The organism is Pseudomonas sp. AK106, from assembly GCF_053903055.1.
This window is the reverse complement of sequence record NZ_CP096426.1, coordinates 1137834-1152050: the sequence shown is the minus strand read 5'-3', so window position 1 is coordinate 1152050 and position 14217 is coordinate 1137834. Positions and strand designations below refer to the sequence as shown.

Below are 14217 nucleotides of genomic sequence, written 5' to 3'. Positions count from 1 at the left end.
CGCGCCTCAAGATCCGGGGATCAGTGATCTTCGTGCAAGTAAGCCGGCTTCTTCGGCAGTCGCAGGCTGAACAGAAAAGCAATCGCCATCATCGCGGTGACGTACCAGTAGAAGGTGTTTTCCATGCCCATGTTCTTCAGGCCCAGGGCCACGTATTCAGCCGAGCCACCGAAGATCGCGTTAGCCACGGCGTAGGCCAGACCAACGCCCAGCGCACGAACCTGAACGGGGAACATCTCGGCTTTCACCAGGCCGCTGATGGAGGTGTAGAAACTGACGATGGCCAGCGCCAGGGTGATCAGCACGAACGCGATGATCGGGCTGGTGGTGGTTTTCAGGGTCAGCAGCAGCGGCACCGTGCACAGCGTGCCCAGCCCGCCGAACCACAGCATCGAAGCGCGACGGCCGATCTTGTCAGCGAGCATGCCGAACACCGGCTGCATGCACATGTACAGGAACAGTGCGCCGGTCATGATGTAGCTCGCGACCTTGGCGTCCATGTGCACGGTGTTGACCAGGTATTTCTGCATATACGTGGTGAAGGTGTAGAAAATCAGCGAGCCGCCGGCGGTGTAGCCGAGCACGGTGATGAACGCCGCTTTGTGATCGCGAAACAACGCAGACACGCTGCCCGCGTCTTTGTTCTGGCGGACTTCGGCGGTGGTGGTCTCTTTCAGCGACCGGCGCAGCACCAGCGAAATCACCGCCGCCACCGCACCGACCACGAACGGAATCCGCCAGCCGTAGGCTTTCAGCTCATCGGCACTGAGAAACTGCTGCAGAATGACCACGGTCAGCACGGCCAACAGCTGGCCGCCAATCAGCGTCACGTACTGAAACGAAGCGAAAAACCCGCGCTGCCCCCGCAACGCGACTTCGCTCATGTACGTGGCGGTGGTGCCGTACTCACCACCCACCGACAGGCCTTGAAACAGGCGCGCCATCAACAGCAGAAACGGCGCCCAGGCACCGATCGATGCATAGGTGGGAAGACAGGCAATGACCAGCGAGCCCGCACACATCATCAGCACGGAAATCATCATCGAGTTCTTGCGTCCGTGCTTGTCGGCCACGCGACCGAACAGCCAGCCGCCGATAGGCCGCATCAGGAAGCCAGCAGCAAAAACACCCGCTGTATTGAGCAATTGAACGGTCGGGTCATCGGAAGGAAAGAACGCAGGCGCGAAATAGATGGCGCAGAAGGCGTAGACGTAGAAGTCGAACCATTCGACGAGGTTGCCCGATGAAGCCCCGACGATGGCGAAGATCCGCTTGCGCCGTTCTTCGCCGGTGTAGTGAGTCGTTGTCATTATTATCTCCCCAGGTGTTAGTAAGGTCAGCCAGTCTAAGACATAACCTGCAACATTTAGACTTAAGCAGTAACGTTTCGACATCACAAGGACAACCACCCGAGTCAGCAAGTTGCTCCTTTCGTGGAAGCAACCGATGACTCGGGTGGCTGAGTTGCGGGACTGCCGTTTAGCGCGCTATCGCGAGGGCCAGCCCCTGCCCCACACCGACGCACATTGTTGCCAGCGCTTTGCTGCCGCCGGTTTTCTCCAATTGATGCAAGGCCGTCAGCACCAGACGCGCGCCGCTCATGCCCAGCGGATGCCCCAGCGAGATCGAGCCGCCGTTGGGATTGACCTTCGGCGAGTCGTCGGCGATACCCAGCTCACGCATGACCGCCAAGCCTTGGCTGGCGAAGGCCTCGTTGAGTTCGATGACGTCGAAATCACTGACCGCCATCCCCAGCCGTCCAAGCAGTTTGCGCACCGCCGGCACCGGGCCGATGCCCATGACGCGTGGCTCCACGCCGGCACTGGCCATGCCCAACACGCGGGCGCGGGGCGTCAGGCCGTGTTTCTTCACGGCTTCGGCGGACGCCAGAATCATCGCCGCCGCGCCGTCGTTCAGCCCCGCTGCGTTGCCGGCCGTGACCGTTTTGCCAGGGCCGTTGACCGGCTTGAGCTTGCCGAGTGCCTCAAGGCTGGTGTCGGCACGGGGGTGCTCGTCGGTGTCGACGACGGTCTCGCCTTTCTTGTGGGCGACCCACACGGGCACGATTTCTTCGGCGAAGAAGCCCGCAGCCTGAGCCGCGGCCGTGCGTTGCTGGCTGCGCAGGGCGAACGCGTCCTGATCCTCCCGAGAGATGCCGAAATCCTCAGCGACGTTGTCGCCGGTCTGCGGCATGCTTTCAACGCCGTACCGGTCCTTCATCTGCGGATTGACGAAACGCCAGCCCAAGGTGGTGTCTTCCAGCTTTTGGGTGCGGCCGAATGCTGTGTCGGCCTTGCCCATCACGAACGGCGCGCGTGACATGGACTCGACGCCGCCGGCGATGGCCAGCTCCATTTCACCGCAGGCGATGGCGCGGAACGCAGAACCCACCGCGTCCAGGCCCGAAGCGCACAGGCGATTGAGGGTCACGCCCGGCACGCTCGCCGGCAACCCCCCCAACACCGCCGCCATACGGGCGACGTTACGGTTGTCCTCACCGGCCTGATTGGCGCAGCCAAGGAACACTTCGTCCAGCTCATCCCAGTTGACCGACGGGTTGCGCGCCATCAGGGCCTTGATCGGCAACGCTGCCAGATCATCCGCCCGAACGCTCGCCAGGGCGCCACCAAAACGGCCAATGGGGGTACGAATCGCGTCACAGATAAAGACGTCACGCATCATGCTTCTCCCGGCGTTTGACCATGGGCGGCAGCGGTCCGCGCTTCCAGATCACGCAGCGCGTTCAGTTCGTACTCGCTAGGCGCATCGGAATTCGCGACGGTGTCGGCAAAACGCACGTCCCAACCGGTGGCGGCGATCACCTGCTCGCGGGTCACGCCCGGGTGCAGCGTGGTCACGACGAATTCGTGGGTGCCCGCCTCCGGCTCCATGATGCACAGGTCAGTGATAATGCCAACCGGCCCGGCCCCCGGCAGGCCGAGGCGCTTGCGGGCGTCGCCGCCTTCGCCGTGGCCGACTGAGGTCAGGAAGTCCAGCTTGTTAACGAACGTCCGCGGCGACTGCTTGAGGATGATCAGCACTTCTTTGGCCGACCCGGCGATTTCCGGCGCGCCCCCCGCCCCCGGCAGGCGCACTTTCGGGTGGTGGTAGTCGCCGACCACCGTTGTGTTGATATTGCCGAACCGGTCGACCTGAGCCGCGCCGAGGAACCCGACATCGACACGGCCGCCCTGCAACCAGTAACGGAAGATTTCGCTGGTGGACACCACGGTGTCAGCGGTTTCCGCCAGTTCGCCGTCACCGATGGACAGCGGCAGCACATCAGGCTTGGCACCGATGGGCCCTGATTCATAAATCAGCACCACGTCAGGCGATGACGTCAGGCGCGCCAGATTGGCCGCTTTGGAGGGCAGACCAATGCCGACAAAGCACACGGCGCCATTTTTCAACCGACGTGCGGCGGCGACGGTCATCATTTCGCTGGTGGAATAGGTCATTGGGTAGCCTCCGCCACGTGGGCCAGCTTGTGCTTGAACTCACCGAAGTCGCGAGTGCCATGGATGTACTCGTCAATCCAGGCGGTAAACGCCTCACGGTCGCGGGCGATGGCGTCCCACGCCTGATAGAAACGGTTGTCGCGTTCGTAGTAGCCGTGGGCGTAGGAAGGATGAGCGCCCCCCGGCACAAGGCAGACAGCACTGAGCGCCCAGGTTGGCAGCACGCAAGCGTTCATCGGTGCCTTGAGGTCATCGACGATTTCCTCGACCGTAACGATGCAGCGCCTGGCCGCCAGCGCTGCCTCTTTCTGCACGCCAAGGATGCCCCACAGCAGCACGTTACCTTTGCGATCGGCTTTTTGAGCATGGATAACAGTGACGTCAGGACGTACCGCCGGCACCGCCGCCAGCACTTCGCCGGTGAATGGGCACGTCACGGATTTGATCAGCGGGTTGACCTTCGGCAAGTCGGAGCCGGCATACGCACGCAGCACCGCGAAAGGCAGGCCCGACGCCCCCGCCACGTAGGCGTTGGCAAGGTCGGCATGGCTGTGTTCTTCAATCTCCAGGGGTTGCGGCCATTGCCGTTCGACCGCATCGCGAAGCCGATGCAACGAGCCGACGCCCGGATTGCCGCCCCACGAGAAAATCAGCCGTTTCGCACAGCCTGCGCCGATCAATTGGTCATAGATTAAGTCGGGAGTCATGCGCACCAGCGTCAGGTCTTTCTTCTTCTGACGAATGAGCTCGTGGCCCGCCGCGGTAGGAATCAGGTGGGTGAAGCCTTCCAGCGCAACGGTGTCGCCATCGTTGACGAATTGCGTCACCGCTTCGTGAAGGGAAAGAATTGCAGCCATGAGGTGCTCCAGGTTCACACTTGGTTACCGTGTCTCGACAGAGGCGGCGTTGCAAATGAGGTTATGCCTGGGGCCGAAGCGGAACAATCCGATAATCGACTAAGTGTTTGATCACCGAACGGAGAGTGGTGATTGCGAGCCGGCTGCGTGTGTCCGGCCCTTTAAGCATCAGGTAAAGAGCTGCGTGCTGAGGTCACGGCTGGCATCCAGCATGATGGGCAAGAACTTCTGCTCCAGCTCGTTACGCGTTACCCGACCGGCGCTGGTGCTGACATTGAGCGCCGCGAGCACCTGACCCGATGCGTCGTAGACCGGCACCGCGATGGAACGCAAACCCTGCTCGAGTTCCTGGTCGACAATACACCAGCCCTGTTGTCGCACTTGCTGCAGGCATTCGAGCAAGGCTTCGGGAGTGCGCAAGGTGCGGCTGGTTTTGGGTTGCAGGTCGACATGGTCGAGGTATTCCTGCAACGACACATCGTCCAGCGCCGCCAGCAGGATCCTTCCCATGGACGTGCAGTACGCCGGCAAACGCCCACCCACTGCCAGGTCCACGGAGATCAATCGCTGAGTCGTGGCGGAGCGGGCTATATAAAGAATGTCGTCGCCTTCCAGTGTGGCCATGTTGCAGGCCTCGTGCAGCTGATCACTCATGCGATCCAGATATGGCTGCGACGAGACCGCCAGGGGTGTCGAGGACAAATAGGCATGGCCGAGGGTCAGCACTTTCGGCAGCAGCGAGTACGTGCGGCCGTCAGTGGTGGCGTAACCCAGCTTGATCAGTGTGTGCAGGCAGCGACGAACTGCTGCTCTGGGGATTTCCGTGCGGTGGCTGATCTGCGCGATGGTCAGGTGCCGCTTGCGCTCTTGAAATGCATGGATGACGGCCAACCCTCGCGCCAGAGAGGTCATGAAGTCAGGATCACCGGTGAGCGCCTGAATCCTTTTAGCGGGGGACGCAACAATCGGCGGCGCAAGTGACGTGAAAGAATTACGCAATTGATCGTTCATGCTGGCACCGTTCGTCGTGGCCGCGAAAGCCTTGTAGAACGCCACTCTCGCCTGTTTTGGAACCCACGGCAAGCCAGCTTTGTGCGATTATCGAACGAGTGGGCGATAATCGCAATTGACCGGCCGTACGGTTGCTTATACCTTTCACCTGCCATATGAGGCTTCTTTGGATTACTGGTCAGGTACCCACTGAGAAGTCCCAGGCACGGCCTTGCTAACCCAAGGCCGTTTTTGTCTCTGCCTTTCGCATTTATGTGTAAGCGCATAAATACACATCGGCTGTTCGCGGTTTCATAACCCGTGAATTTACGTCGCCAGAAAACTGCCTGTAGCGTTAAACATTTGACTCACCAAGTTACGTCATAAATCGGACTGGGCAACTTAGGAACCTTCGTACATCAAAAAGGTATAAATCCTCAGTTGTCCGACTGCGACAGTCTCGACAGTTGACTCGCCTGCGCATCTTCGCGATAGTGGCCGTCATTGAGGCCCAATACCGCTACCGCGCTGTTTAATCCACCGCCTTATCCGGCATGGATCCAAACTCACGCAGGCATTGCTCGACTCGATCGCAATGTTCAGCGACGGCAGGCCAATACCTTGGTCATTTGCCATCCTGCAGGCAATCAATAAAGAATGTTGCTACGACAGTTTTTTCATTCTGGTGCACGTAGCCGCCCTTGCTTGAAGTGTTAATCATCCTGCGCAGCGCCCCTGCCCGATGAGTATTCCTGATCCGATACATTGCGATCGTCAGGTGCGACACTTCCAGACTCGGCGTCATCACCGGGATTACATTCGACTCGATCAGGTATTAACGTGACCAAAGATGAACTGCGCGCAGAACTAGAGCGCCAGGAACAACGTTACAAAGAAGTGTACGGCGGCGAAGTGACAACATACGCCGCCCAGCCCGAGCCAGAGCGCAAGCCCTGGCGCAAACGGGCCAGCCTGCTTGACCAGGCGTTCAAGCAAGAGCTGCAGAAGATGGAAGAAGAACTCAAGGAAGAGCCTTGAGTCGCCCGCTTGCCGGTCGCTGACTCAAACAGCCGACGGCAAGCGTTTCAAGTGCCTTAACGCCAGGTTTTACAGACTCGTCTATGGTTCAGGGATGCTTCGCACGCTCCTTCACGACAGGAAGTCAACGGGCTGGCAGGACAGAAATTTCGTCGCAGGCTGCTACCAATGAGCAGCGCGCCTATCGCGCAGTTTTTTTTCTGTCATAATCCCGCCCCCTTAAGACCGGGTCAGAAAACCTTCCATGATCGATTTATTCAGCGGACTGGATGCTTGGGTGATTGTGAGCTTGTTGCTCGCCCTGGCGTTTGTCCTCACCTTCGAGTTCATCAACGGCTTTCATGACACCGCCAACGCGGTGGCGACAGTCATTTACACCAAGGCCATGCCGCCTCATCTGGCGGTATTTTTCTCGGGTGTGTTCAATTTTCTCGGGGTGCTCCTGGGTGGCGTCGGCGTGGCGTATGCCATCGTCCATCTGCTGCCGGTCGAGTTGTTGATCAACGTCAACACCGGTCACGGTCTGGCCATGGTGTTTTCGCTGCTGGCGGCGGCCATTACCTGGAACCTCGGCACCTGGTATTTTGGTATCCCGGCATCCAGCTCCCACACGCTGATCGGGTCGATTCTGGGTGTAGGCCTGGCCAATGCGCTGATCAATAACATTCCGCTGGGCGAAGGCGTTAACTGGCAAAAAGCGATCGATATCGGCGCTTCGCTGGTGTTCTCGCCATTGGCCGGCTTCATCGTGGCAGGTCTGGTACTGCTGGGGCTCAAGGCCTGGCGTCCCCTGTCCAAAATGCACAAGACCCCGGAACAGCGCCGCAAGCTCGACGACAAAAAGCATCCTCCTTTCTGGAATCGCCTGGTTCTGGTGATTTCGGCGATGGCGGTGAGCTTTGTTCACGGCTCCAACGATGGTCAGAAAGGCATCGGCCTGATCATGCTGGTGCTGATCGGTATCGTCCCGGCGCAGTTCGTGCTCGACCTCAGCACCACGACCTACCAGATCGAACGCACCCGCGACGCGACCCAGCACCTGAGCCAGTTTTACCAGCGCAATAACGCGACGCTGGGCGAGTACCTGGCATTGGGCAAATCGGCGGCCGGCGACCTGCCCGAGCGTTTCAGCTGCAACCCTGAGCAAACCGAGCCGACCATTGATGCGCTGTTGAGCAACCTCAAGGGCGTCAACGACTACCACAGCCTCGCACCGGAGCGTCGCATCGAAGTGCGTCGCTACTTACTGTGCCTGGACGACACGGCACGCAAAGTCGGCAAGCTGCCGGCCCTGGATGCCCGTGAAAAATCGGATCTGGAGAAACTGCGCAAGGACCTGACCGCGACCACTGAATACGCGCCGTTCTGGGTCATCTTCGCCGTTGCATTGGCGCTGGGCATCGGCACCATGGTCGGCTGGAAACGCGTCGTGCTGACCATCGGCGAGAAGATCGGCAAGCAAGGCATGACCTACGCTCAGGGCATGTCTGCACAGATCACCACCGCGAGCGCCATCGCGCTGGCCAACGTGTTCAGCCTGCCGGTTTCAACGACTCACATCCTGTCGTCCGGCGTTGCCGGGACCATGGTGGCGAACAAGAGCGGCCTGCAGGGCGGGACAGTTCGCAACATACTGCTGGCATGGGTGTTGACGCTGCCCGCCACTGTCGCGCTGTCGGCAGGCTTGTTCTGGCTGGCGTCCAAAGCGCTGGCCTGACCTGACTGCACCGGCCGTTCTGAAAAAGCCCATTCATTGAATGGGCTTTTTTGTGGGCGCTGGATCATAGGCGCATTCATCGGAATGAGCCGGCGCGCGAAGGCCTAGCGGCGTTTTTTGCTACCGCCGAGCAAAGAACCCATCAATCCCCGCACCAGTTCGCGACCGATCTGGGTGGCGGCCTGGCGCATCGCACTTTTGACCGCCTGCCCCGCCAGCCCGCCCAGAAATCCACCGGCCATGTCGGCAAAGCCGCCTTCTGACTTTTCTTCAGCGGCAGGTTTGTGTGCGGGATCTACCGATGCACCTTTGCGCGCCAGCAGCATTTCATACGCCGATTCGCGATCCACGGGTTTGTCGTAGCGACCGGCCAGTGGCGACCGGGCGATCAGCGCGGCGCGTTCGGCCTGGGTCAACGGCCCAATCCGAGATTGCGGCGGCGCGACCAGCACACGCTGGACGATCTCGGGCGTGCCCTTTTCCTGCAGCGTGCCCACCAGCGCCTCGCCGATGCCCAACTCCGTCAGCACCGAGAGCGCATCAAACCCGGGATTGGGGCGAAAACCGTCCGCAACGGCTTTCAGCGATCGTTGCTCCTTGCTGGTGAACGCGCGCAGGCCGTGCTGAATGCGCAAACCGAGCTGCGCCAGAATGGAGTCCGGCAGATCCCCCGGCGACTGAGTGACGAAATACACGCCAACGCCTTTCGAGCGAATCAGCCGCACCACTTGTTCCAGCCGCTCCTGCAGCGCTTTCGGCGTATCCGCAAACAGCAAATGCGCCTCGTCGAAGAACAGCGCCAGCAATGGCTTATCGGCATCGCCGCGCTCGGGCAACTGCTCGAACAGCTCCGCCAGCAGCCACAGCAGGAAGGTGGCATAGACCTTCGGCGACTCGTGCACCAGCCGGCTGGCATCAAGCAGATGAATTTGCCCGCGGCCGTCGCTTGCGGGCTGCAGAAGGTCTTCCAGCTGCAGCGCCGGCTCGCCAAACAGCGCCTCCGCGCCCTGCTGCTCAAGGACCGCCAGCCGACGTAACAGCGCCTGGCTCGAGCCTGTGGTCATCAAGGCGCTGTCATCCCCGAGCACGTCGGGGTTGTCACGCAGATGGTTGAGCAGCGCTTTGAGGTCCTTGATGTCCAGCAACAACAGACCTTCCCGATCCGCCACCTTGAATGCGGCGTAGAGCGCCGACTGCTGGCTGTCCGTCAATTCCAGCAAACTTCCCAGCAGCAGCGGCCCCATTTCCGACAGGGTCGTGCGCAACGGATGGCCCGTTTCACCGTGCACATCCCACAGCGTCACCGGATAACCCTGAGGTTTATGGTGCAACCAGGGCATGCCGGCGATGCGCTCGGCGATCTTGCCTTGGGGCTCACCCGCAGCACCGAGCCCGCAGAGATCACCCTTGATGTCCGCCGCGAACACCGCCACGCCAGCATCGCTGAACACCTCCGCCAGACGCTGCAAGGTGACGGTTTTCCCGGTACCGGTCGCGCCGGCCACCAATCCGTGACGATTGGCCAGACGCATCGCCTGCCCGACCGGCTGGCCCGTCAGGTCAGCGCCAATAAAAATCTGTTGTGAGTCAGGCATTCGTTCACCCAAGCGTCGCATTTGATATTCCCGAGGGGACTGCGGCGACAGCCCGACTGGACCGGCGCCTCTGATCAGCCCTCAGGCCACCTCCCTACTCTAGCGCAAGCGGCGTAACGCTCGTCCATTGGCCTAGGCTCAGGCATGGGTGCGACGTTCTGCAACCGAACATCTGTATGTGTGGACGGTCAACCAGAAGGACCGATCAATGGACGGAGACATCCTGTGCATATCGCTGACATGACCATGTTCTACGCCCCTGCCAGCGGTGGCGTGCGCACGTATCTGGACGCTAAACACCGTCGCCTCGCGCTTTACCCGGGCGTGCGCCACAGCCTGCTGATTCCCGGGCCGCAAAGCAGTCATGAGGACGGCGTGTACCGGGTGCCGGCGCCGCCCGTGCCTTTTGGCAACGGCTATCGGTTCCCGCTGCGCGTCGGTCCCTGGCGAGATGCCCTGCGAAGCCTGCGGCCAGACCTCATTGAAGTCGGCGATCCTTACCTGACGGCCTGGGCGGCACTGGATGCCCGGCGCCAACTGGACGTGCCGGTAATTGGCTTCTACCACTCCGATTTGCCGCTGCTGGTGAGCAACCGCATCGGCACCTGGCTGGGCGCCAACGTCGAGAATTACGTGAGCAAGCTCTACGGCAACTTTGACCGGGTGCTGGCGCCGAGCGCCGCGATGGCGGAGAAGCTGACCCGCTTGGGCGTGAAGAACGTTCATGTGCAGCCGTTGGGGGTTGATCTGCAGACCTTTCATCCCTCTCGCCGAGATTCGGGCCTCAAGGCCGAACTGGGCCTGACAGAAGACACACACCTGCTTATCTTCGCCGGCCGTGGGTCGAAAGAGAAAAACCTGACCGTTCTCCTCGATTGCATGAAGGCGCTGGGCGCGAGTTATCACCTGTTGCTGGTGGGCTCCCATATGCCAACCAGCGTGCCGACAAACGTGACGGTTGTGGATAAATTCCGCCCTGCCGCCGAGGTCTCGCGTCTGCTGGCAAGCGCTGATGCGCTGGTGCATGCCGGGGATCAAGAGACCTTCGGCCTGGTGGTGATCGAAGCCATGGCCAGCGGGATCCCGGTGGTCGCCGTGGATGCCGGCGCGTTCGGCGAAATCATCCCAGAGCACTGCGGCCTGCTGTGCGAACCCAATCACCCGCTGGCCATGGCGGCCGCCGTGCGTCAGTTGTTTGCCGAAAATGCAGCACGCCGAGGCGCGAATGCGCGGCGTCATGTCGAGGGGCACTACGCGTGGGACACTGTCGTCGCCGGCTTGCTCGGCCATTACCACGCAGTGCTCGGCGCCCACCAGCCGGGGTATGCCCATGGCTGATCACATGGCGAACACGCCACGCAGCGTCATGCTGGTCCTTCACGACGTGGCACCCCAGACCTGGCCGGATTATCGCCCGTTTGTGGAAGCCGTCGATGCGCTGGGAAACGTGCCCATTACCTGGCTGGTGGTGCCGGACTTCCACAAGCACGGCCCGATCGATGCCAACCCGGATTTCCAGCGGTTGATGCACGACCGTCTTGGACGGGGCGATGAACTGGCGCTGCACGGTTATTACCATTGCGACGACAGCCCTGCCCCGCGCACGCCGCAGGACTTTTTCATGCGCCGCATTTACACCTGGGAAGGCGAGTTTTACACCCTCAACGAGCAGCAGGCGATGGAGCGACTCGAAGCCGGCATGGAAGTGTTCCGGCGCAACGACTGGCCGCTTCACGGGTTCGTTGCACCGGCCTGGCTGATGAGCGAAGGCACGCGCGATGCCCTGCGAAAATTGCCGTTGGACTACACAAGTGATGCCCAACACTTGTATCGTCTGCCGGACTTTTCCGAGATCGATGCACCCGGCATCGTCTGGAGCGCTCGCAGCGCCTGGCGCCGGGGCGTATCAAAAATCGTCAGCAACCACCGTGAGGCTCAATTGCACAACGCCGCAACTATTCGTCTGGGTCTGCACCCTGTGGACATGCGCCACGACTTCTCCCGTCTTTATTGGCTGCAAGCCCTGGAGCGCCTGCTGAACGACGGCCGCACGCCGACGAGCAAATTTGCCTGGCTACAGGGCCTGAATGCCGCCAGGTCTGCGGCGTGAGGCGACTTGGCTGGCTTGCAGCAGCACTGATACTCGCCCTGCTGATTCCGTTTTTCATGGGCGGGGCGGACATGTTTCATCGCCTGCGCAATTTCCCGGTAATGCTCCTGATCGGCATGTTCGGCATGGTATTGGTGGGCTGGTGCATGAACACCATGCGCCTGCGCCTGTTACTCGGCGACGCCGCCACTGGGCTCGGCATGCGCAAGAGCCTTGCCGTGGTCATGGCGACCGAGTTTGCCTACTGCGCGACACCCGGTGGCAGCGGCGCGCCTCTGACGCTGGTGGCACTGCTCTCGCGCAGCGGCATCGGCCCGGCGAAGAGCACAGCGGCTTTCGCCACTGACCAGTTGATGGATCTGGTGTTTTTCCTGCTCGCACTTATCGGCATCCTGATTTACGCGGTATTCCACCAACTCAGCGAAAACCTTGAATGGATGCTCATTGCCAGCGCCCTGCTGATCGGCGCCGGGCTTTGCGCCTGCGCCGGTTTCGCGCGGTATCACCGACGCATCATTCTGTTCAACGGTCGGGTGCTCAAACGTCTGAAACGCAAGAACACCACGCGTATTCGCTGGGCGCGCAAGCTGTTGCATTTTCGCGACGCGCTGGCGGAAACCTGGAAGATGCCCCATCGCATACTGCTGCAAGTGTTTGCGCTGACCTGCGTGCACTGGAGTCTGCGTTACAGCGTGCTGTATCTGGCGTTGCAAGGGTTGGGCGTGAATATCGACTGGGCGTGGACGTTTCTGGTGCAGATGCTCTCGCTGAGCGCCGGGCAGTTCAGCCTCTCGCCGGGCGGTGCGGGAGCTGCGGAGTTGACGTCGGCGGCCTTGTTGGCGCCGATGATGGGCAAGTCGACGGCAGCGGCGGCGATCCTTATCTGGCGGATCGTCACCTATTACTTCTATCTGGTCGCAGGCGGTCCGGTGTTTCTGTTGATGGTCGGGCGCCCACTTTTAAACAAGCTACTGCGGATCAAGACTGTCTGATTCGTTTTGCTGTTTGGCAGACGTCAGTTCTTTCCATAACGCTTGCGCCCCCTCGAAGTCCGTGCCGTCTTCCGGCGACATTGCGTCGACGTCGTAACGGCTCAGGCACCCCTCGCCAAGGGTCGGCGGGGCTTTGGATGTGGCTTTGTCGAGGGGGTCGCTCATGTGGTTCCGCCTGTCTCGCCGCAGAAGCCTGAGTGTTCGCACACCATCATGGTGAAGTGAGCCGCTGAAACTTCAGCGGGCTCCCCAAACCGCTTAGACACTGCTTAATCAAAGACCACTGTCTTGTTGTCATGCACCAGCACGCGGTCTTCCAGGTGCGCGCGCAGCCCGCGAGCGAGCACCATTTTCTCCACGTCGCGACCGAAACGCACCATGTTCTCGATGCTGTCGCGATGGCTTACGCGCACCACGTCCTGCTCGATGATCGGACCGGCGTCCAGCTCTTCAGTCACATAGTGGCAAGTAGCACCGATCAGTTTCACGCCGCGCAGCGACGCTTGGTGATACGGCTTGGCGCCGACAAACGAAGGCAGGAAGCTGTGGTGAATATTGATGACCTGATGCGCGTATTCCCGGCACAGTTGCGGCGGCAGAATCTGCATGTAACGCGCCAGCACAACAACGTCGGCTTCGTGGTGTTTGACCAGACGCGAGACTTCGGCGAACGCCGGCTCTTTGTCTTTCGGATCAACCGGCACATGGTAATAAGGAATGTTGTGCCACTCGACCATGCTCCGCAGGTCCTGGTGGTTGGAAATCACGCAGGCGATTTCGCAGTGCAATTCATCGCTGTGCCAGCGGTGCAACAGGTCGGCCAGGCAGTGGGATTCCCGGCTTGCCATGAGCACGACGCGTTTTTTCTGCGCGGAATCGGTAATCCGCCAGTCCATCGAAAACTCTTCGGCGATAGGCGCAAAGGCTTGGCGGAAACCTTCGAGTTCGAAAGGCAGGGAATCGGCGCGGATTTCATGACGCATGAAAAACCAGCCGCTGAGACTGTCAGAGTGATGACTCGCTTCGGTAATCCAGCCGTTGTGCGAGGCCAGAAAGTTACTGACCTTGGCAACGATACCGACACGGTCCGGGCAAGCAATCACCAGACGAAAAGTGCGCATGTGAAAAACTCCAGAACTTCGCAAAGGCCGCCATTCTAGCGATTACCTGAGGACTGTGCAGTACCCGTATGCCGCTCATTTCAGGCGGCAAAAAAGCGCACCCTGCGGGGGTTAATGCATAAGTGCCAGACCGGTTCATCGGCGACGGAAATTCGACGCCAGATACTTCGCTGGAACTGCACCACGAGGGGCGTTCTATAACGCAACATGTGTATCTAAATCGAGCGTATGTCTGCGGCTATTTCAAAATGCTACGGATAAAACTTTTCTTAAATGTTTACTTGCGCAAACACTCTGATTATTATGCGCCCATCGCATCTTGCCCATCACAACATAGGT

At 60.4% G+C, this 14217-nt stretch carries 13 protein-coding genes; 5 read left to right on the top strand and 8 right to left on the bottom strand.

The window, feature by feature from the left end:
* Positions 1–20: 20 nt before the first annotated feature.
* The 5 genes from M1E04_RS05250 to pcaR form a co-directional block, all read right to left on the bottom strand.
* Entirely contained in the window at positions 21–1310 is a 1290-nt protein-coding gene (locus tag M1E04_RS05250) for an MFS family transporter (RefSeq protein ID WP_065992283.1), read from the bottom strand.
* Positions 1311–1479: 169 nt separating this feature from the next.
* Entirely contained in the window at positions 1480–2682 is a 1203-nt protein-coding gene (pcaF, locus tag M1E04_RS05245; RefSeq protein WP_456292509.1) for a 3-oxoadipyl-CoA thiolase, read from the bottom strand.
* Positions 2679–3458: a CoA-transferase subunit beta gene (locus M1E04_RS05240; protein ID WP_296309877.1), complete on the bottom strand. Its 780-nt coding sequence runs from the start codon at positions 3456–3458 to the stop codon at positions 2679–2681. Before M1E04_RS05240 ends, pcaF begins: the two co-directional genes overlap by 4 nt.
* A complete protein-coding gene (locus M1E04_RS05235; RefSeq protein WP_192132826.1) occupies positions 3455–4315 on the bottom strand; it encodes a CoA transferase subunit A in 861 nt (286 codons plus the stop codon). Before M1E04_RS05235 ends, M1E04_RS05240 begins: the two co-directional genes overlap by 4 nt.
* A gap of 168 nt (positions 4316–4483) precedes the next feature.
* Positions 4484–5326, bottom strand: coding sequence for a pca regulon transcriptional regulator PcaR (gene pcaR / locus M1E04_RS05230; RefSeq protein ID WP_065993181.1), 843 nt, complete (start codon positions 5324–5326; stop codon positions 4484–4486).
* 819 nt (positions 5327–6145) lie between these two features.
* Between pcaR and M1E04_RS05225 the strand changes: the two genes are divergently transcribed.
* Together M1E04_RS05225 and M1E04_RS05220 are read left to right on the top strand one after the other, a co-directional pair.
* The gene (locus tag M1E04_RS05225; RefSeq protein WP_037014498.1) at positions 6146–6343 is read left to right on the top strand and encodes a hypothetical protein; all 198 of its coding nucleotides are present in this window, start codon (positions 6146–6148) and stop codon (positions 6341–6343) included.
* Positions 6344–6587: 244 nt separating this feature from the next.
* Positions 6588–8060: an inorganic phosphate transporter gene (locus M1E04_RS05220; RefSeq protein ID WP_065992277.1), complete on the top strand. Its 1473-nt coding sequence runs from the start codon at positions 6588–6590 to the stop codon at positions 8058–8060.
* A gap of 104 nt (positions 8061–8164) precedes the next feature.
* On the opposite strand, the gene M1E04_RS05215 is transcribed toward M1E04_RS05220, so the two are convergent.
* Positions 8165–9655 (bottom strand): helicase HerA-like domain-containing protein, encoded by a 1491-nt coding sequence (locus tag M1E04_RS05215; RefSeq protein WP_192132825.1) that lies wholly within the window; start codon positions 9653–9655, stop codon positions 8165–8167.
* 225 nt (positions 9656–9880) lie between these two features.
* Here M1E04_RS05215 and M1E04_RS05210 point away from each other — a divergent pair, with 225 nt between their 5' ends.
* The 3 genes from M1E04_RS05210 to M1E04_RS05200 are packed head-to-tail and all read left to right on the top strand — an operon-like array spanning position 9881 to position 12757.
* Entirely contained in the window at positions 9881–10993 is a 1113-nt protein-coding gene (locus M1E04_RS05210) for a glycosyltransferase family 4 protein (protein ID WP_456292508.1), read from the top strand.
* Positions 10986–11765: a DUF2334 domain-containing protein gene (locus M1E04_RS05205; protein ID WP_456292507.1), complete on the top strand. Its 780-nt coding sequence runs from the start codon at positions 10986–10988 to the stop codon at positions 11763–11765. The genes M1E04_RS05210 and M1E04_RS05205 overlap by 8 nt, the downstream gene beginning before the upstream one ends.
* A gap of 56 nt (positions 11766–11821) precedes the next feature.
* Complete coding sequence (locus M1E04_RS05200) at positions 11822–12757, top strand: lysylphosphatidylglycerol synthase transmembrane domain-containing protein (RefSeq protein ID WP_065993177.1); 936 nt, start codon at positions 11822–11824, stop codon at positions 12755–12757.
* On the opposite strand, the gene M1E04_RS05195 is transcribed toward M1E04_RS05200, so the two are convergent.
* A complete protein-coding gene (locus M1E04_RS05195) occupies positions 12734–12922 on the bottom strand; it encodes a hypothetical protein (RefSeq protein ID WP_192132823.1) in 189 nt (62 codons plus the stop codon). The genes M1E04_RS05200 and M1E04_RS05195 overlap by 24 nt on opposite strands.
* Positions 12923–13026: 104 nt before the next feature.
* Positions 13027–13878, bottom strand: a complete 852-nt coding sequence (gene purU / locus M1E04_RS05190; RefSeq protein ID WP_192132822.1) for a formyltetrahydrofolate deformylase — start codon at positions 13876–13878, stop codon at positions 13027–13029.
* Positions 13879–14217 lie beyond the last annotated feature (339 nt).